Source organism: Rhodococcus sp. KBS0724 (assembly GCF_005938745.2).
Lineage (GTDB): Bacteria > Actinomycetota > Actinomycetes > Mycobacteriales > Mycobacteriaceae > Rhodococcus_F.
In genome coordinates this window covers 1,067,517-1,086,559 of the sequence record NZ_VCBX02000001.1, presented here as the reverse complement: position 1 = coordinate 1,086,559, position 19,043 = coordinate 1,067,517, and the positions used below count along the sequence as shown (strand labels likewise).

Here is a 19,043-nt window from a genome sequence, read left to right as displayed (position 1 = left end):
GCGCTCGGTGAACAGCACACTGCCGCCGGATGATCATCCGGCGGCAGGTGGTGGTCAGTTGTGCGGCAGAACAGCTTCGATGGCTGCGATAACCTCGGGAGCGTCCGGCTCGGTGCGCGGACGGAAACGATTGACGACGGTTCCATCTGGCGCGATGAGGAACTTCTCGAAGTTCCACTGGATGTCTCCGGCCTCACCGTCGGCATCGGGAGTCTTGGTGAGTTCTGCGTACAGTGGGTGACGGTTTTCGCCGTTGACCTCGATCTTCTCCATCATCGGGAACGTGACGCCGTAGGTGGTGGAGCAGAAGGTCTCGATCTCTTCGGCGGTGCCCGGTTCCTGGCCCATGAACTGGTTGCACGGGATACCGATCACGGTCAGGCCGCGATCTGCATACTCACTGGCCAGCTTCTCGAGCGTGGCGTACTGCGGAGTGAGTCCGCACTTGGATGCGACGTTGACAACGAGCACTGCCCGGCCGTCGTATTCGCCCAGCGAGGTGGGTACGCCGCCGAGGGTGTTGATCACGATGTTCTGTACTGGAGTTGTCATGATCTCCAACTTAGCGACTTTACTGCGGAACGAGACCGCCGCACGGTGAGTGCGACGGTCTCGTTCGTCCAACTCCGACCAGGATCGCTGATCTGAAGTACGGGTTCCGCTCCAGTGGAGAGGTCAAACCTCTAGTGGTGGCTCACGAAGGACTGCTGGGTGCCGGCCGGTGCGGTTTCGAGTTTGTGCTGCTCCGCTTCGTCCTCGTCGTCGAGCATGGTCGACTCGTTGAACGGAATCTTGCCGTCCAGAACATCGACGACGCGTTCCTTGTCGATGGTCTTCGTCCAGGAGCCGACGAGCAGGGTGGCGACGGCGTTGCCCGAGAAGTTGGTGAGAGCGCGAGCCTCGGACATGAAGCGGTCGATACCGACGATCAAGCCGACACCGTCGAGCAGTTCGGGACGGTGACTTTGCAGGCCGCCGGCGAGGGTCGCGAGTCCGGCGCCACTGACTCCGGCTGCGCCCTTCGACGCGATGATCATGAACACCAGCAGCGAGAGCTGCTCACCGAAGGCGAGCGGCTGACCCATCGCGTCGGCGATGAAGATGGAGGCCATGGTCAGGTAGATCGCGGTGCCGTCGAGGTTGAAGGAGTAACCGGTCGGGACGACGATGCCGACTGTGGAGCGTTCGACGCCCACGTGCTCCATCTTGGCGATCAGACGCGGGAGTGCCGACTCGGAGGACGACGTCGCGAAGATGAGGAGGTATTCGCGGGCCAGGTACTTGACCAGCTTGAAGATGTTGAATCCGGTGACGGCGCGCAGCAAGGTGCCGAGGACACCGAAGATGAAGATCAAGCAGGTCAGGTAGAAGCCGATCATGAGGGTTCCGAGCTGGACCACGGCGTTCAGGCCGGTCTGGCCGACGACGCCGGCGATGGCACCGAAGGCACCGATCGGGGCGAGCCACAGGATCATGGTCAGGATTTTGAAGACCAGCTTCTGCAGGTGACCGATGCCCTTGAGAATCGGTTCACCGGACTTGCCGAGCGACTGGATCGCGAAGCCGACGAGCAGTGCGACGAACAGTGTCTGCAGCACGCTGCCTGCGGTCAGGGACGACAGCAACGACGTCGGGATGATCGACGCGACGAAGTCCCACGTTCCACCGGCGCTGTGTGCTGCGGTGGTGAGCTTCTCGACGGACGCCGAGTTGGGCTCGATGTTCAGGCCGCTGCCCGGGTTGAGGAGGTTACCGACCCCCAAGCCGATCGCCAGGGCAACAGTGGACATACCGATGAAGTAGGCAAGCGCCAGGCCGCCGACCTTGCCGACCTTGGCCGCTGCGCGCACCGAACCGATGCCGAGCACGATGGTGCAGAAGATGACCGGGCTGATCATCATCTTGATCAAGCTGACGAACAATGTGCCCAACACTGCGACGGACTTGCCGAATTCGGGCGCGAGCCAACCGACGAGAATGCCTCCGACGACGGCGACGATGACGCTCATGTAGAGCCAATGCGTCTTGTCGCGCTTTGCCGGAGTGCCTTCAGGCTGGGGTGAAGCGTTTACTGTCCCTGTTGCGGTGACGCTCATGGGGATGTCCTTTGATGGAAATCAGTGAAGTGATGGGGATCACTCGAGTTCGTGGAGAATTCTTGTTGGAAATGTGTAAGGCGTGAAGTTTGTGTTCATAACGTTCAGGAGTAACTGATGGTCCAACGACGCAGTCGCCGACGCATGAGCGTCGCCCGGCAGATTCTGCTGCTGCAGTTGGCACTGTTGTCGCTGGTCATCGGCGCGGGAGCGGCACTGGCCGTGTTCGACGAGCGCGGAGACAGCGACGACGCCATTCGACGGCAGGTGAGCTCGATAGCCGAGACACTGGCGCTGACGGACTCCACCGCGCAGGCGCTCGCGAGCGCAGATCCGACCGCGATACTGCAACCGCAGACCGAGAAGATCCGCCTGGCCACCGGCGTCGACTTCATCGTGGTGATGGCGCCGGATCGCACGCGGTACACCCACACCAATACGGAGCTGATCGGCGAATTGTTCACGGGCAACATCGACCGGGCGTTGGCAGGCGAGACGTTCACCGAGACGTACGCGGGTTCCTTGGGTCCGTCGATTCGTGCGGTCACACCGGTGTACGACGCGAGCGGGACGCTTGTCGGCTTGGTGGCTGTCGGCGTCACCCGTGAGGAGATCAGCAAGCAGTTCGCCCAGAGCATTCCGACCATCCTGGCGATTGCCGCCGCGGGGTTGATTGCGGCTGTTTTGAGTTCGTTGTTGGTGAGTCGGCGAATCAGACGTCAGACCCTGGGGCTGGCACCCGACGAACTGCTCACGATGTACGAGCATCACGACGCCGTTCTGCACAGCATCGGCGAGGGACTGGTGGTCATCGGTCGGGGGCGGGGCGGGGCCGCTCAGGTGGACATGGTGAACGACGAAGCGCGGCGTCTTCTCGATCTACCGGAAGGCCGAGTCGAACTGTCGTCGATTCCGCCCGCGTTGCGCGATGCCGACGCAGGTTCGGCCACTGATGAGGTCCATCTCACCGATCAACGAATACTCGTGGTCAATCAGCACCCGGTTGAATGGGAGGGCAAGCGAATTGGCACTGTTCTCACTATTCGCGATCACACGGAATTGCAGAATGTTCTCGGTGAACTCGATTCGGTTCGCGATTTTGCAGAATCGTTGCGTTCGCAGGCTCACGAGAGCGCCAATCGCCTTCACACCATCATCACGATGGTGGAGTTGGGCAAATACGACGAGGCGGTTTCCTTTGCCACCAACGAATTACGACTGTCTCAGCAGTTGATCGATCGCCTCGTCAACGCCGTCCAGGAGCCGGCGCTGGCCGCGCTGTTGCTCGGGAAACTCAGTGAGGCGACTGAACGCGGCGTGGAATTGACCGTCACGGAGGACACCGCGCTCGGCGCCGTCTCGGCGCTCACGCCGCGAGAGTTGGTCACACTGGTCGGCAATCTGGTGGACAATGCCATTGACGCCTCGCGGAGCAGCGAGCAACCGTGGGTAGAAGTGACGGTCATGGAAGAGGATTCGACAATGGTGGTTGCGGTGGCCGACAGTGGGCCAGGCATGACGCCCGATGCGCTCGAAAAGGCCAAGGAGCGCGGATATTCCACCAAATCCGGATCCCGCGGCATCGGTCTCGCCTTGGTCTCGCAGATCGTGAAACGCCACGGCGGCACCTTCGTGAGCGAGCCTGGGTTGGGTTCCATGCTGGTCGTGCGCATCCCGCTGCGGCAGGCACAGCAATGATCCGGGTACTCGTCGTAGACGACGAACCACTGATCGCCCAGGCGCACCGATCGTATGTGGAGCGAGTGCCGGGGTTTGTCGTGCACGGTGTGGTTCACAGCGGTCAGGCCACTCTGCGCGCGGTCACGGAAGCGCACGCCGCCGGTGAGCCCATCGATCTGGTGCTCCTCGATATCGGCCTGCCGGACGCAAGCGGACTCGATGTTGCATCCGCGCTCGGTGGGTTGCGTCCGAGCCCGGACATCATTGCGGTGACCTCCGCGCGCGACCTCGACGTGGTGCGAACAGCCGTTGCCCGCGGAATTGTCCTCTACCTGCTCAAACCGTTCACGTTTGCGGCCTTCCGCGACAAGCTCGAAAGGTATGTGGAGTACCGCGCGGCGCTGCCCGCCGGCGAATCCGCGGCGAGTCAGTACGACATCGATCGCGCGATGGCCGCACTGCGCACCTCCGACGATCGGGCCGCGTCGGCAAAAGGCTTCGCTTCCCAGACCCTCGGACTCGTATCGGCGTGTGTTCGCGAAACCGACACTCCGCTCACCGCGGCAGAAGTCGCCGCTTCCGTCGGCGTATCCCGGGTGACAGCGTGGCGCTACCTCGAAAAACTGGCAGACGACGGACTGCTCACCCGGGAAACCGAGTACGGACGTGCTGGGCGCCCCCAGGTCCGTTACCGCAGAAGCTAGTTCGCCGCCCCGACGGTGTCGAGAACCCACGCGAACTCGAAGGCAACTTCCTTCCACTTCTCGTAACGACCACTGACACCCCCGTGGCCGGCGCTCATCTCGGTCTTGAGGAGCAGCGGAGCGTCGCCGGTCTTGGTGGCACGCAGTTTCGCGACCCACTTCGCGGGTTCGACGTACAGCACTCGGGTGTCGTTGATGCTGGTGATAGCCAGAATCGCCGGGTAGTCCTTCGCTTCCACGTTCTCGTACGGACTGTACGAATGCATGTACTCGTAGACGGCCTTGTTGTGCAAGGGATTTCCCCACTCGTCCCACTCGATGACCGTCAGCGGCAGTGACGGGTCGAGGATCGACGTCAGCGGATCCACAAACGGCACGTTCGCAAGAATGCCGGCAAAGAGTTCCGGTGCGAGGTTGGCTACAGCACCCATGAGCAGGCCGCCCGCACTACCACCGTCGGCAACCATACGGTCGGCAGCGGTGACGCCGGTATCGATCAAATGCTTTGCACAGGAGACGAAGTCGGTGAACGTGTTCTTCTTGGTGAGGGTCTTGCCGTTCTCGTACCAATGCCGGCCCATCTCGCCGCCGCCTCGGACGTGCGCGACGACAAACACCACACCGCGATCGAGTAGCGACAATCGCGCTACCGAGAACGACGGGTCGATGCTGGCCTCGTAGGAACCGTAGCCGTACAACAACAACGGCGCCGGACCTTCAGGTGCTCCAGCCCGCCGAACGATCGAGAGCGGAATGCGAGTACCGTCCTCGGCCACCGCCCAATCGCGTCGCTGCACGTAGTTCTTCGCGTCGAAGTCGCCGAGCACGGGCTGCGACTTCCGCAGCGCCAGTTCGCCGCTGGCCACGTAGTAGTCGTACACCTGACCGGGAGTGATGAAAGAGGTGAAGCCCAATCGGATGGTGGGCTGCGCCCATTCCGGATTCGACCCCATTCCGATGCTGAAGAGTTCTTCGTCGAAGTCGATCTCGTGACGCTCGCCGTAGCCGTCTGCTGTCAACGGCCACACGGCAACTCGGGTCAACGCCTCGCGGCGGTAGCTCAACACGATGTGACCGGCAAAAGCCTCGGCTTCTTCCAGTCGCACGTCGTCGCTGTGCGCGATCAACGTGGTCATGTTCGTCGGATCCGACACCGGAGCCTCTACCAGCACGAAGTTCTCGGCCTTCACACCGTCGACGACGTCGTTGTGGAGGATGAGGAAGCGATCCTCTCCCCCGATCACGGCATGTTCGGCGCCGTACTCGACGCCCTCCCGACGCGGAATGATCACCCGGAAGTCGCCCTCAGGGTTGGCTGATTCGAGGATCCAGCCCTCACTGGTCACCTTGGAACCGACCCAGATCACCAGGTACTTCTCACTGCGCGTCGAACCGACCGATACCCAGTACCGCTCATCGGGTTCGTGGAACACCGAAACATCTTGGCTCTGCGGCGTTCCCAGCTTGTGACGCCACACTGTGTCCGGGCGCCAGGAATCGTCGACGGTCATGTAGAAGACATGGCTGTGATCAAGTGCCCACGTGGCGCCGGGAGCGGTATCGGGAATCTCGTCACCGAGGATTTCCCCAGTCTCGAGGTTCTTGAACCGCAGCGTGTACCGCTCGTCGCCGACGACATCCACGGAGTACGCCAGCAGAGTGCCGTCCTCGCTGATGGAAAACGCACCGAGAGAAAAGAAGTCGTGCCCCTCTGCCTCGAGGTTGCCGTCCATGAGAATCTGTTCGCCGTCCAGTTCGACCCCGGGGGTCAAGTTGGGCGGCGTCCAGTCACCGTCATCGGCGATAGGGCAGCGGCAGTGAACGTTGTACGACTTACCTTCGACGCTACGGGCGTAGTACCACCACTTACCCATCCTGGTGGGTACCGACATATCGGTTTCCTGGGTACGCGATTTGATCTCCTGGAAGATCTTCTCGCGTAACGGCTCCAGATGCGCCGTCTGCTCTTCGGTGTAGGCGTTCTCGGCTTCGAGATACGCCACTACCTCGGCATTGTCCTTGTCCCGCAGCCACTCGTACTCGTCGACGAACGTGTGTCCGTGATGGGTGCGTTCGGTGGGAACCTTCTTCGCGACCGGCGGGACGAGGCTCATGCGCTGGGACCGACCCAATCTGCGAAGGACAATCCGGAAATACGTTCGTACGCTTCGATGTAACGCGCGCGGGTCGCGTCCACAATCTCCTGCGGCAATGCCGGCGGCGGGGTATCGGATGCCCGATCCCACCCGGATTCGGGACCGGTCAGCCAGTCGCGGACAAACTGCTTGTCGAAGCTCGGCTGAATCTTGCCCGGCTCGTAGCCTTCGACGGGCCAGTAGCGCGAGGAATCAGGCGTCAGGACCTCGTCGGCCAGGACCAGGTTCCCGGCAGAGTCGAGACCGAACTCCAGTTTGGTGTCAGCGAGGATGATTCCGCGATCAGCCGCAAAGTTGAATGCACGCGCATACACATCGAGAGTGTCTTCGCGAAGCTGAATCGCGAGAGTCTGGCCGACCTTCTCCACTACCTGATCAAAGCTGATGTTCTCGTCGTGATCACCGAGAGCTGCCTTGGACGCCGGGGTGAAGATCGGGTCGGGTAGCCGCGAAGCCTCCACAAGGCCCTCAGGCAGCGTGACGCCGCACACCGCGCCGGTCTTCTGGTAGTCGACCAATCCGGAACCGGTCAGGAAACCGCGAACCACGCATTCGACGGGAATCATCTCGAGGGAACGGACAACCAGCGCACGCCCGAGAACCTCTTCGGGGATACGGTCGTCGTCCGGCTCGCCGGCGAGGTGATTGTTGCCGCCGAGAACATTGAAGAAGAACACGCTCATCGCGGTGAGGACGCGGCCTTTGTCCGGAATCGGCGTGCTGAGCACGTGATCGTAGGCCGAGATCCGGTCACTCGCGACCAGCAGCAAATGCTCGTCGTCGATCGTGTAAAGGTCGCGGACCTTGCCACCGGCCAGATGAGTGTAGGAATCAAGTGTAGGACGCACAGTTATCACCCTATCGGGCGTTCGCACTTCGTACAGAACCCTGGTAGCCGAGACAGGTGGACAGACTCCCCACTCGGGGAGTCGTTCGCCCTGCTCATCCGGATATGCAGGTAACCCGTCCGCCGCACCCGAGAGTCCTCCGTCACAGTCGGTGAACTACCGGTTTGCAGGCAATTCCGACAGGCCATCGTCCGGCTTCACCTGCCCGGCAATCCGACTCCGTCGAGCTGTACCGAAACAATCTCCCATTGGGCGGGAGGCACCCCGAATTCGCAAGTTTCGCGGGTCCACACTCCATTGCGAGCCTCTCACGCAATCAGATTCCCTCTCCACGAAGGACTTTCACATGTCACGAACTTCACGCAACACAGGTGTCCGCGCCGTCGCTGCCTTGGCGATCTCGGGCAGCCTTCTGATCAGCGGCGCCGCACTCGCCCAGGCCGCTCCCCTGTCACCCGTCGGCTCGCTCGACTTCGGCTCGGTGGATCTCGGCAGCTCACAGCAGGTTTCCGACGCTCCGCGCCTGGTGGGCATCGACAATTTCCGCGACGTCGCCGGCACTGGACCCGGATACTCGGACTCCTTCGGTCGACACGTCAACAAGGGTGTCTTCTACCGCGCCAATGCCATCACACCGAAGGGCGCCGACATGGCCGCCTTGGAGTCACTCGGATTGACCAAGGTCTACGACCTGCGCACGGCCGCCGAAATCGCCGACAAGCCGGATGTTCTGCCCGCCGGGGTCGCCTACGAGAACATCCCGATCCTGGCCGGAGACATCTACGAGATGGCATTCCAGATCAAATCGCCCGATGAAGCTCGCACGTTGCTACAGGACGCAAACCGCGCGTTTGTCACCGGCACCGAGGAACGGGCCGGGTTCACCCGACTTCTCACGTCGCTCGCGGAAAGTGATGGGCCACAGGTGTTTCACTGCACCGCCGGCAAGGATCGCACCGGGTGGGCGTCGATGTTGCTCCTGAGCATCGCCGGCGTCGACCGCGCCACGATCATGAATGACTACCTGCTGACCAACGAGTACTCGACCGAAAGCATCAAAGCAACGCTCGCGTACATCTCCAGCGTGGCCGGTCCGGCAGTGGCAACCAATATGGAACCACTCCTCGGAGTCGAAGCCAGCTACATCGAAGCCGGACTCGATCAACTGGAATCCTCGTACGGAACCATCGACCGCTACCTGACCGACGGCCTCGGTCTCAGCCCCTCGACTATCGCGACTCTGAAGGCAAAGCTGCTCGCATAAGCGCCGGCGCACGTGGTGTTCGTCGCCGCTCTACGGAGGCGAACACCACGTGTTCTTATCGAACCCGTAAATCTCTCACCATATTGTTCCGATACGCCCAGATGACAATCTGCACCCGCGTGCGGACACTGAGTTTTCTGCAGATATTGCCGATATGCGATTTCACCGTACTCAGTTCGAGTTTCATCGCATCGGCCACTTCACCGTTACCCAACCCACTTGAAAGAAGCTGGACCACTTCCATTTCCCGAACACTCAATCCGTGGTCGGGAACCTCGGCAGCGGGCGGTTTACGACGCGCGAATTCCGCGACCATTCTGCGAGTGAGCTTCGGCGACAAGACCGAGCCGCCGTCTGCGGCGGCAATAACCGCGTCCACCAAATCGTCGGGGTTGGTGTCTTTGAGCAAGAACCCGACCGCACCGAGGTCGAGCGCACCAAAAACGTACTCGTCGAGGTCGAACGTCGTCACGACGATGACGCGAGTCTTCGGGAATTCGGTCAGAACCTCACGAGTTGCAGTCAGACCGTCACCATGCGGCATCCGAATATCCATGAGAACGACGTCCGGCTGAAGCAATCGAACTTGTTGAAGTGCTTCCGTTCCTGATGCCGCGTGCCCCACCACCTCGATCCGAGGGTGGTCAGTAAGGAAAAGTTCGAACCCTTGACGGACAACTTGCTGATCGTCTGCGATGAGTACTGTGATCACGCGATTATCCTCCAGCTCGGCGCGGCATTAATCCACGTTATCGATCTCGATGATGGCAGACGCACAATTGCACCGATTTGTCGGATTACCCATCTACGTTCGATTGCCACAGTATATTGTCCGCCTCACCGGACCACGCCTCATCGGACCATTGTGATATCTCCCAGTTTCCAACTTCGATCGAAATAGGGTTCCAGCGGACCGTACAAGCGGAAATACGAAAACCAGTGCTGCCCGGGAATTGTCTGAACCCAATTGGATTCCTTCCCGCTCGGCGCGCTCGGTCCGTAATAGAGGTCCACCGAACCGTCGTCGTTGAAAACGAGATCGGGAGCCCGCGAACCTCGATCGCCTCGCCCCTGCTCGTTGTCGATCAGGCAACGCGTGTCGACTGTGTACACCGTTGCCGACCAGAACAGTTTCGCAGGAACGTCGGCGGGGACGCGGAGTGTGTAGTTTTGTCCGCCGTCCAACCACTGACCATCGGCATCGGAATAGCTGCCGAGGTACGCCTGGCCGACCCCGGGCGTCGTACTTTTCATCGCCTCGGAGAAACTGACCGCCTCGTAGAACCACGACGCGCGCTCGAAGAACTCGTCGTAGCCGTCCCCGCGTTGAGCCGAATTGTCGAGGACAATTGCCAAGTCCCACTGCCGATCCGGCCAGTAACGCGAACCGGGGAACCGTTTGACAAACGCATTGGCCTGAGCAAACACCTCCCCGACATCGATGGCGCGCTCCAGGATCTTCCTTACTCGCTCATCGGGAGCGAACGGTTTCCCTTTCTCGATCCCCAACTGCCGGAGCCAGGCCATCGGGAAACGGTCACGCTCTTCGACAGGTTCGTCTTGCAGAATCGCGTGCAGCAGTTCCCAGTACTTCAGATCTCGAGGTTGAATTCCCGTCCACGGCTTGCCATCCGGAGAGACCAATCGCGTCGGCGTCGGGTTCGCACGCTCGCGATGCGGGAACACGCGAACCGCGTCGACCAGTGCACCTGAACGCACCGGGTCCGGATCGAGTGTGCGGAAGCCGAACATGATGTGCATCATCGGCGAGTGCACAACCGTGTATTCACCTGTGTCGTCCACACTTTGGCCTGGACCGACTACCAGAGTCTTCCCACCGTTGCCTGCGTCCGGGCCCATTTCACCGATCACGGTACGAGCGATAGACAACCAAGTCCGACGCCGTAGCTCCGAAGATGGTGCTGTGGACGTCCATCCACTGTGCCCACGACACGATCGGAAGGGACCAGAGATACGCTTGCACTGCGGTCTGGAAGTCGAGTTCGTCGAAAACCGCCCCGACATCGGCGCGGGCAGGCAATTCTCCGTCGCGACGGACTTTGCCACTGGAGTACGTCAGTTCGATGTCGGCCATACCTCAGATGGTCCAGCGGCAAATCCCGCTGCGAATCACCCGAGCCGGATGAACCTGCTGTGCGCCTTTGTTAACCGCGGGCGGTTAACAAAGGCGCACAGCAGAGTCCCTACAGAATCGGCGACGGCGCGTATGCCGCAGCTTCCGGATTGGCGTCGACAAGTTTCTGCACCTCGGCCACTACGGCATCGACCTGAGCCGACGCGGCACCGATGAAGGCCGCCTTGTCCGCGAGTGCCTCGTCGAGTGCGGCGCGGTCCAGCGGAAGGCGGTCGTCCGCAGCGAGACGGTCGAGCAGATCGGGTTCCTTGCCCTCTTCGCGCATCGCGAGTGCCACGGCGACGGCGTTCTCCTTGATGGCTTCGTGCGCGGTCTCGCGTCCGACACCGGCGCGAACTGCTGCCATGAGGACGCGCGTCGTCGCGAGGAACGGCAGGTAACGCGTCAGTTCCTTTTCGATGACGGCTGGGTACGCGCCCATTTCTGCAAGCACGGTCAGGAAGGTTTCGAACATGCCGTCGATCGCGAAGAACGCGTCAGGCAGCGCAACACGACGGATTACGGAGCAGAAGACGTCGCCTTCGTTCCACTGAGCGCCCGCCATCTCGGCAGCCATCGAGCCGTAGCCGCGCAGGATGACCTGCAGGCCGTTGACGCGCTCGCACGAGCGGGTGTTCATCTTGTGCGGCATCGCGGAGCTGCCGACCTGGCCAGGCTGGAAGCCTTCTGTAACCAGTTCGTGGCCTGCCATCAGACGGATGGTGTGGGCGAACGACGACGGTGCGGCGCCAACCTGAACGAGTGCGGAGATGACGTCGTGGTCGAGCGAGCGCGGGTAGATCTGACCGACGCTGGTGAGAACCTTGGTGAATCCGAGGTGCTCGGCAACCTTCGTCTCGAGCTGCTCGAGCTTCGCGGCATCACCGTCGAGGAGGTCGAGCATGTCCTGAGCCGTGCCCATCGGACCCTTGATTCCGCGCAGCGGGTAACGATCGATCAGCTCACGCAGGCGGGTCAACCCGACCAGCAGTTCGTCGGCCGCGGAAGCAAAACGCTTACCCAGCGTGGTCGCCTGAGCTGCGACGTTGTGTGAGCGTCCGGCCATCACGATGGACGAGTACTCGGCAGCGCGCTCACCCAGACGGGCAGCGACCGCGATGCCGTGGCTGTAGACGTGCTCGAGCGAGCGGACGATCTGCAACTGCTCGACGTTCTCGGTGAGGTCGCGGCTGGTCATGCCCTTGTGAACCTGCTCGTGACCGGCGAGAGCGTTGAACTCCTCGATGCGAGCCTTCACGTCGTGGCGGGTGACGCGCTCACGATCCGCGATCGAAGCCAGGTCGACATTGTCGATGACCCGCTCGTAGTCGGCGATAGCGTCGGCCGGAATGTCGATGCCCAGCTCTGCCTGTGCCCGCAACACCGCCACCCACAGCTGTCGTTCCAGCACGATCTTGTGCTCGGGAGACCACAGAGCTGCAAGCTCCGGGCTGGCGTAACGGTTGGCAAGGACATTCGGGATGCGGCTCACGAGGCCTCAGTCTAACGGTGCGTGAACAGTGCTGTTACCCCTACGCAGGTGGGGCCATCACGTCGATGGATTCGAGAAGCATTCCGCGCGCCAACCCACGCGGGTCGGGGTCGTACTCCCCCAGTGCCGAGATCATGGCGCCGTCGACCATCGCGACCAGGCGACGCAACTGCCCTTCGGAACTGGTGCGACCTGACCGTGCCAATGCCTCGGTGAGCGCCTCGTCCAGTTGCGCGCGCAGTCGCAATTGCACCTCACGCAGTGCCGGGTGGCGGGCGCACGCCACAAACCTCTCGTATCGCGCGATCAACCGTTCCCGACTCTCCGGCCGCTTCTCGTCCTCGCCGAGTAGAACCTCCACCAGGAGGTCGACGGTGGATTCCGATCCCCGGCGACGCTGAGTCACCGCGGCAACGCGGGCCCGCACGGCATCCATGTCCGCATTGCCGTTCAACTCGACGGCGCACGCAATCAGATCGTCGAGTGAGTCGAAGTAATAGGTAGTCGAGGCCAGCGGAAGACCGGCTCGGGCAGCGACCGCGCGGTGACGAACCGCGTCGAATCCACCCTCCAGCAAAAGTTCAGCAGCAGACGCCACCAACGCTTGGCGACGTTTCGCTCCCTTGGGTGTTGCTGCTCCCGACACATTTCCATCGTGCCAGTTTCTGCAGCATCGGGACCGGAAAACAGCCCGAACGTCCTGTTGATTGTTACGTGAGCCACGTTTCGAGGCGTCGCAGCGCCTCTTCGATATCAGCGGTGGCACCGGCGAACGAGAGGCGAACCATCCGATTTCCGTGCACCGTGTCGAAGTCGATTCCCGGCGCGAGCGCGACTCCGGTATCTGTCAGCAACCGCGAACACCAGGCAGTGGCGCCCTCGTCGCCGCACAGATGCCCGATATCGGCGTACACGTAAAAGGCGCCGTCTGCGGGAGCCAGTTCGGTGATGCCGAGCTTCGGCAGACCGGTCAGCAGAAGTTCACGATTGAGCGCATACCTCTCGACGTGGCCGTCCAGTTCGATCTTCGCTTCCGCCGAGAACGCTTCGATTGCGGCGTACTGCGAGATTGCGGGTGGGCACACGGTCATATTCGACGCGAGTCTCTGCAGCGGGCGACGCAGGTACGTGGGAACCAGCATCCAGCCGAGGCGCCACCCCGTCATGGAGAAGTACTTGGACACGGAGCCGATGACCACGGATTCGCGGGACGTTTCCCAGGCACTCGACGTGTGCTGATCGCCGTAGCCGATGCCGTGATAGATCTCATCGGAAATCAGCAGTGTTCCGTTCTTGTCGCACCACTTCGCCAGCGCGGCAAGCTCTTCCGGTGCGATGACGGTTCCCGTCGGGTTGGCGGGGCTGGCAACGATCAGTCCGGCCGGCGGCGTCGGCAGCGCGTCGAGCATCTCGACGGTCGGCTGATATCTCGTGGCCGGTCCACAATCGAGTTCTACGACGTTGCATCCCAGCGCCGCAAGCGTATTGCGGTAGGCCGGGTAACCCGGACGCGCAACGACGACGGTATCGCCTTCGTCGAATGCGGCCAGGAACAGCAAGGTGAATGCGCCCGAAGATCCAGTGGTGACGACCACGTCATCGGCGTCGACGGTAATCCCCGAACTCTCCGAGTGGTAACCGGCGATGGCTTCGCGGAGCGGGAGAATGCCGAACGTCTCGGTGTATCCCAGCAGTTCGGTGCCGAGAATCTCGCGCGTCGCAGCCAGCACCGGGGCGGGTGCCGGCGTCGACGGCTGACCGGCCGCCAACGTCAGGACGTCACCATGAGTCCGCTGACGTTCGGTGGCGGCTTTCCACACGTCCATGACGTGGAAGGTCTGGATGTTCGATCGACGAGATTCTGAGCGCACACCTCGACGGTAGTCGGTGGGGGCGATCAGGCGTCAGTGGGTTCTCGGTCAGTAGCAACTGAAAGGATGCTGAGAAGAATCCCGCGTGCGTTCCTCGTTGGGAGAGACTGGACGTCATGAACTTCGCGTCGTCGATTCTGCACCCGTCGCAGTGGAGTGTGCGCATTCGCTCGACGGTGGCGTCGACACTGGTCATCGCGTTCTGTCTCATCATCGCCGGTGCCGCGCTCGTGCTGCTTCTCGCGCACTCACTTCAATTGTCGGCGCAGGACACCTCGGATGCCCGCGCCACCCAGATCACCCAGCAACTCGCCGAACGTAGCGCGACTGAACTCGATCCGTCCCTGCTGTCGACGGACAGCCAGATCGGGATCGTTCAAATCGTGAGTCCGGATCACCAGGTCCTGGCGCAGTCACCGGGAACGGACAGTGGGCTGCTCTCGGGGCAAACCGTGGACCCTGGCCAGTCCGCGTCATTCGGCCGCGTCGAACCGAGCGACGACGGCGATTACTGGCTTATCGGTCGCGGCGTCACGACCCCGACCGGGCCAGTCACCGTTTTTGTCGGGGCGGACCGTGAACCGGTCGAATCCGTAGTGACCGCTGTCGCAGCACTTTTGGCGATCGTTGGTCCCTTCGTTCTCGGCCTGGCTGCCTTCGCGACGTATCGGCTCGTGGGTTCTGCACTTGCTCCCGTCGAACGCATCCGGGCACGGGTGGCGTCGATATCGAGCGGAAGCCACGGCGAGCGGGTGCCGGTTCCGTCAGGCAACGACGAAATAGCGCGCCTCGCTCGGACGATGAACGACATGCTGGCCCGCCTCGACGAAGGGGCGCAAGCGCAGCAACGGTTTGTCAGCGATGCATCCCATGAGCTTCGAAGTCCGTTGTCCACCATCACAACTGCGCTCGAACTTGCACACCGACGCCCCGAGCTACTCGACGACGCATTGATCGAGGACGCGTTGCTGCCCGAAGCCCGCCGAATGTGCCAACTCATCGACGACCTTCTGACACTTGCCCGCTCGGACGAAAACGCACACGATCATCATCGGACCGCTACGGACGTCGACATCGACGACATCCTCCTTGCGGAGAAAACGCGGGTCGCCGGGATCTCGGACGTCACTGTGACAGCAGCGATCGCTCCGGTTCGAGTCACCGGCGATCCGCGTGCGTTGACCCGGTTGGTGCGCAACCTCGTCGACAATGCCGTCCGCCACGCGGAAACCCGGATATGGCTGCACTGCTTCCACAGTAGGGTCGGCGCGCACATCGTGATCGAGGACGACGGACCGGGCATACCGGAAGCTGAGCGTGTGCGAATATTCGACAGATTTGTCAGGCTCGATTCCCCCCGATCACGGCAAGGCGGCGGTACCGGCCTGGGTTTGGCCATCGCGTCGGACATTGCCACTGCCCACGGCGGAACCATCACGGCAACCGAAAGATCCGGAGGTGGAACCCGATTCGAGATCGTGATCCCGACAACCGAAGACTGATGTTCAGACCGGTTCGCTCACGAATCGGTACCCGACGCCGCGCACCGTCTCGATGCTGCTCTTCCCGAACGGCGCATCAATCTTCTTACGCAGATATCCGATGTAGACCTCGACGATGTTCTCGTCACCTTCGTAATTGATGTCCCAGACAGACCTGACGATCTCGCGTTTCGTCACGACAACTCCGCTGTTGCGCATCAGGAATTCCAGAACGCTGTACTCGCGCGGCGTGAGAATCAGTTCGGTTGTGCCCCTGACCACTTGATGCCTGGCCGGATCGAGCGCCAAGTCCCCCACCGACAGAACCGTTGGGCGTTGCGGGGCGCCGCGCCGCACCAAGGCGCGGAGTCTGGCGAGAAGCACGACGAAGGAAAAGGGTTTGACCAGGTAGTCGTCGGCACCGAGGTCGAACGCGTCTGCCAGGTCGTATTCCCCGTCCTTTGCCGACAGCATGAGAATCGGGGTCCAGACCTCACGCGCGCGCAGGTCACGCACGATGTCGTAGCCGTGCTTCCCCGGCAACATGATGTCGAGAACTATCACGTCGAACTCGTCGCAGCAGGCCGTGACAAACCCGTCGTCACCATTGTGTTCGACGGTGGTCACAAAGCCCTCGGCGACCAGGCCCCGACGAATCGTCTCGGCCAGACGCACCTCGTCCTCGACCACCAGCACTCGCACCACAGGCTCCATTTCCGTCGATACCGAAACCAGTAGATCAGATCCCACACTGTTACCGAATGTGCATTCAGCGTTTCTTCAGCATCGTCTCGGCAGACTTCGGGCCATGCCTGAAATTGTGTCGGCCGCGCGGACCGCGGTCACCGAAGTGTTGACCGAGAGCTCCAGCGCGGAGATCGCGGTGACTGCCGTCGTCGTGGCCGCTGCCCTGTTCGTCTTCGGTTCGATCTATCAATCGTCGACACTCCGCGGGGGCGTCATCCGCGGAATCGGATTACTCCTCGCGCTGGTGACCCTGTCCGTCTCCGTAGCCGACAACGGATGGTTGACTGGATTGGACGGCCCGGTGACGGATTGGATGGTCGCGCATCGAAGCCACGGTCTCAACCAGATCGCCGTGGCCGTGACGGATCTCGGAAGTCCCGCTGCGACAGCAATCCTCGGCATCGGAGCCGGCGCCTACCTCTCGTGGCAGGCACGGTCGGCGATACCGGGCATCGCTGTAGTCGGCACTGTCGGTTCTGCTGCCGTCGCAAGCACTGTTATGAAAGCGATAATCGCTCGCGAGCGGCCTCCCACAGCTACTCAGGTCCTCCTCGAGACCAACCATTCCTTTCCTTCCGGACACGTCACCGGAACTGGGGCATTGATCGGCATCGTTGTTCTTCTCGTCGCCATGGGGCACACCGCCACGGTGAAACGACTGCTGATGCTCGTGGCCGTCGTTGTCACGCTTGTTGTCGCGCTCACGCGGCTGTACCTGGGTGTGCACTGGTTCACCGACGTTGTTGCCGGCGCAATCCTCGCGACTCTCGCGGTCACGATCGGTGGCGCTGCATTCCGGTACCTCGACAGCCGATCACACCCGAGGCACGACGCTCTCACACCTTCGAATGACGGAGCCCTCGTATGACACTCGCGCTGGGAACGGGCATGCTCAATCCAGACACTCTGCTGTCGACCTTCGGATTGATCGGCTTACTCGCCGCTGTCTTCATCGAAACCGGACTTCTCGTCGGGTTCTTCCTTCCCGGCGATTCACTTCTGTTCACAGCCGGTGTTCTTGTGGCGCAGGATCATCCGTTTTTCCCGCTCTGGATACTACTGGTCACCATCCCTGTTGTCGCGATTGCCGGCGATCAATGCGGCTATCTCATCGGTAGAGCCGCAGGACCGGCAATCTTCGAACGCCCCGGAGCCAAACGGCTCGGTCCCGCCCAACTGGCCCGGGCCGAGGACTTCTTCGCGAACTACGGACCCCGCACGGTTGTACTGGCGAGATTCGTCCCGATCGTGCGGACGATCGCACCAGTCATGGCTGGCGCGTCGGGGATGCCGTACCGGACCTTCCTGACCTACAACATCATCGGCGGCGTGGCCTGGGGAACAATCGTGCCGGTGTTGGGTTACCTGCTCGGTGGAATCGACTTCGTCCGCGCGCACATCGAAATCATTCTCATTGCGGTGGTAGTGATTTCGATCCTTCCGATGGCCGTGAACTACCTTCTTTCACTGAGGAAATCGTCAGCCCGACTTGTCGAATCCACCGAGCGCTAGTTGCATCAGTTCCGCAGGGTGTTTTCCAGAACTTCGAGTACCTCGCGGGCCGCAGTGGGCCCGGTGTTCAGATAGAAGACATCGTCGTCGACGGCCACTGCGTGATTCGACGTGACAGCGCCCAACTGCGCCCACAGTGGAGCGTTGGTCAACGTCGCGGGATCTCCACCCTGCACACCGTAAAAGATCCAGTCAGCATCAGCGACATTCAGTTCCTCTTCACTGATATCACGAGACGTGTCGTCGAACTGCTGCGACGACGGTCGAGTCAACCCTGCATCCTGCGCGATACTTCCGGTGAACGAGGGAACTCCGAATATCCGTAGCCGGTTGCCGTTCTGACGGGTAAACGACACCGTCGGCGGAGCCGAGAGGGACGCGCCCAGAGCTGCGGCGTCGGCATTGAAGGTATCCAGCAGAGCCGTTGCCTGGTCGGCCTTACCGACGGCATCCGCAACAAGAAGGAAGTCCTGCTTCCAGTAGACGCCAGTGCCCTGTGTTGCCACAGTCGGCGCAATCGCCGACAGTTGCGAATACAGCGAATCCGCATCCTTTCCAGCGGTATTCATCAGGATCAGATCCGGATCCAGTCCGACTATCGCCTCGAAATTGGGGGTGAAGCGGCCGCCGGCATCGACGATGCCTTCGAGTTGAGTCCGGTACTGCGGGTACGCGTCGATCAGATACGGCGGCACCAGATCCGCCCCGTCTCCGCGCGTCGAACCGGCCGGGACAACCCCGATCGACAACAGCGCGTCCGCCTGCCCGGTCGAAATCACAACCACCTTCTGTGGCTGCGACTCGATGACGGTGTCACCCTTGAAATGTGCAACGGTACGCGGGAACTCACCGTCGGCCTTGCCGCTCCCCATTCCCTCCGGCACAGTTCGTGGGGCAGCAAATTCGCCGTCTGTTGCGGCCGACCGACTCGACGGCGTTGTCGTGTTCGAGGTGGTATCCGTCCCGCTTGAACAACCTGCAAGTGCAGCGGCCAGAGCAAGAGCACCGGCAAGAAATGCACGGCGAGTAGAGCTTCGAAGGTTCATGATTCCGTCCTG

The 19,043-nt window shown here is 61.7% G+C and carries 18 protein-coding genes; 6 read left to right on the top strand and 12 right to left on the bottom strand.

What is annotated here, in order from left to right:
* Positions 1-54: 54 nt before the first annotated feature.
* Both FFI94_RS04985 and FFI94_RS04980 read right to left on the bottom strand, forming a co-directional pair.
* Positions 55-552 (bottom strand): glutathione peroxidase, encoded by a 498-nt coding sequence (locus FFI94_RS04985; RefSeq protein WP_138872016.1) that lies wholly within the window; start codon positions 550-552, stop codon positions 55-57.
* 131 nt (positions 553-683) lie between these two features.
* Entirely contained in the window at positions 684-2,096 is a 1,413-nt protein-coding gene (locus FFI94_RS04980) for a cation:dicarboxylate symporter family transporter (protein ID WP_138872015.1), read from the bottom strand.
* A gap of 117 nt (positions 2,097-2,213) precedes the next feature.
* Here FFI94_RS04980 and FFI94_RS04975 point away from each other — a divergent pair, with 117 nt between their 5' ends.
* Both FFI94_RS04975 and FFI94_RS04970 read left to right on the top strand, forming a co-directional pair.
* Positions 2,214-3,794, top strand: coding sequence for a sensor histidine kinase (locus FFI94_RS04975; RefSeq protein WP_138872014.1), 1,581 nt, complete (start codon positions 2,214-2,216; stop codon positions 3,792-3,794).
* Positions 3,791-4,480 carry a response regulator gene (locus tag FFI94_RS04970; RefSeq protein ID WP_138872013.1) on the top strand — a complete coding sequence of 230 codons (690 nt, stop codon included), beginning with the start codon at positions 3,791-3,793 and terminating at the stop codon, positions 4,478-4,480. Before FFI94_RS04975 ends, FFI94_RS04970 begins: the two co-directional genes overlap by 4 nt.
* Here FFI94_RS04970 and FFI94_RS04965 read toward each other — a convergent pair.
* Positions 4,477-6,594 (bottom strand): S9 family peptidase, encoded by a 2,118-nt coding sequence (locus FFI94_RS04965; RefSeq protein WP_138872012.1) that lies wholly within the window; start codon positions 6,592-6,594, stop codon positions 4,477-4,479. The two genes, FFI94_RS04970 and FFI94_RS04965, sit on opposite strands and share 4 nt — an antisense overlap.
* Complete coding sequence (locus FFI94_RS04960; protein ID WP_138872011.1) at positions 6,591-7,484, bottom strand: phosphoribosylaminoimidazolesuccinocarboxamide synthase; 894 nt, start codon at positions 7,482-7,484, stop codon at positions 6,591-6,593. Before FFI94_RS04960 ends, FFI94_RS04965 begins: the two co-directional genes overlap by 4 nt.
* 346 nt (positions 7,485-7,830) lie before the next feature.
* On the opposite strand from FFI94_RS04960, the gene FFI94_RS04955 reads away from it, so the two are divergent.
* Positions 7,831-8,748, top strand: coding sequence for a tyrosine-protein phosphatase (locus FFI94_RS04955; protein ID WP_138872010.1), 918 nt, complete (start codon positions 7,831-7,833; stop codon positions 8,746-8,748).
* A 55-nt stretch (positions 8,749-8,803) separates the two neighbouring features.
* On the opposite strand, the gene FFI94_RS04950 is transcribed toward FFI94_RS04955, so the two are convergent.
* The 6 genes from FFI94_RS04950 to FFI94_RS04930 form a co-directional block, all read right to left on the bottom strand.
* Entirely contained in the window at positions 8,804-9,460 is a 657-nt protein-coding gene (locus FFI94_RS04950; protein ID WP_138872009.1) for a response regulator transcription factor, read from the bottom strand.
* A 140-nt stretch (positions 9,461-9,600) separates the two neighbouring features.
* Positions 9,601-10,620 (bottom strand): DUF1214 domain-containing protein, encoded by a 1,020-nt coding sequence (locus FFI94_RS04945; protein ID WP_260683849.1) that lies wholly within the window; start codon positions 10,618-10,620, stop codon positions 9,601-9,603.
* Positions 10,610-10,843 carry a hypothetical protein gene (locus FFI94_RS34120; RefSeq protein ID WP_260683848.1) on the bottom strand — a complete coding sequence of 78 codons (234 nt, stop codon included), beginning with the start codon at positions 10,841-10,843 and terminating at the stop codon, positions 10,610-10,612. The genes FFI94_RS04945 and FFI94_RS34120 overlap by 11 nt, the downstream gene beginning before the upstream one ends.
* A 109-nt stretch (positions 10,844-10,952) precedes the next feature.
* Positions 10,953-12,374 carry an adenylosuccinate lyase gene (purB, locus tag FFI94_RS04940; protein ID WP_138872008.1) on the bottom strand — a complete coding sequence of 474 codons (1,422 nt, stop codon included), beginning with the start codon at positions 12,372-12,374 and terminating at the stop codon, positions 10,953-10,955.
* Between the two features lie 40 nt (positions 12,375-12,414).
* Positions 12,415-13,020, bottom strand: a complete 606-nt coding sequence (locus FFI94_RS04935; RefSeq protein ID WP_138872007.1) for a TetR/AcrR family transcriptional regulator — start codon at positions 13,018-13,020, stop codon at positions 12,415-12,417.
* A 64-nt stretch (positions 13,021-13,084) separates the two neighbouring features.
* On the bottom strand, positions 13,085-14,245 hold the full coding sequence (locus FFI94_RS04930) for a pyridoxal phosphate-dependent aminotransferase (RefSeq protein ID WP_138872006.1): 1,161 nt from the start codon (positions 14,243-14,245) through the stop codon (positions 13,085-13,087).
* A 116-nt stretch (positions 14,246-14,361) separates the two neighbouring features.
* On the opposite strand from FFI94_RS04930, the gene FFI94_RS04925 reads away from it, so the two are divergent.
* Complete coding sequence (locus FFI94_RS04925) at positions 14,362-15,747, top strand: HAMP domain-containing sensor histidine kinase (RefSeq protein ID WP_138872005.1); 1,386 nt, start codon at positions 14,362-14,364, stop codon at positions 15,745-15,747.
* A 3-nt stretch (positions 15,748-15,750) separates the two neighbouring features.
* Here FFI94_RS04925 and FFI94_RS04920 read toward each other — a convergent pair whose 3' ends face one another.
* Positions 15,751-16,428 (bottom strand): response regulator transcription factor, encoded by a 678-nt coding sequence (locus tag FFI94_RS04920; protein ID WP_185993381.1) that lies wholly within the window; start codon positions 16,426-16,428, stop codon positions 15,751-15,753.
* A gap of 106 nt (positions 16,429-16,534) precedes the next feature.
* On the opposite strand from FFI94_RS04920, the gene FFI94_RS04915 reads away from it, so the two are divergent.
* Together FFI94_RS04915 and FFI94_RS04910 are read left to right on the top strand one after the other, a co-directional pair.
* Complete coding sequence (locus FFI94_RS04915; protein WP_138872004.1) at positions 16,535-17,341, top strand: phosphatase PAP2 family protein; 807 nt, start codon at positions 16,535-16,537, stop codon at positions 17,339-17,341.
* Positions 17,338-17,985, top strand: a complete 648-nt coding sequence (locus FFI94_RS04910; protein WP_138872003.1) for a DedA family protein — start codon at positions 17,338-17,340, stop codon at positions 17,983-17,985. The genes FFI94_RS04915 and FFI94_RS04910 overlap by 4 nt, the downstream gene beginning before the upstream one ends.
* Before the next feature lie 5 nt (positions 17,986-17,990).
* Here the strand turns inward: FFI94_RS04910 and FFI94_RS04905 are convergent, their stop codons facing one another.
* Positions 17,991-19,031 (bottom strand): iron-siderophore ABC transporter substrate-binding protein, encoded by a 1,041-nt coding sequence (locus FFI94_RS04905; RefSeq protein WP_138872002.1) that lies wholly within the window; start codon positions 19,029-19,031, stop codon positions 17,991-17,993.
* Positions 19,032-19,043 lie beyond the last annotated feature (12 nt).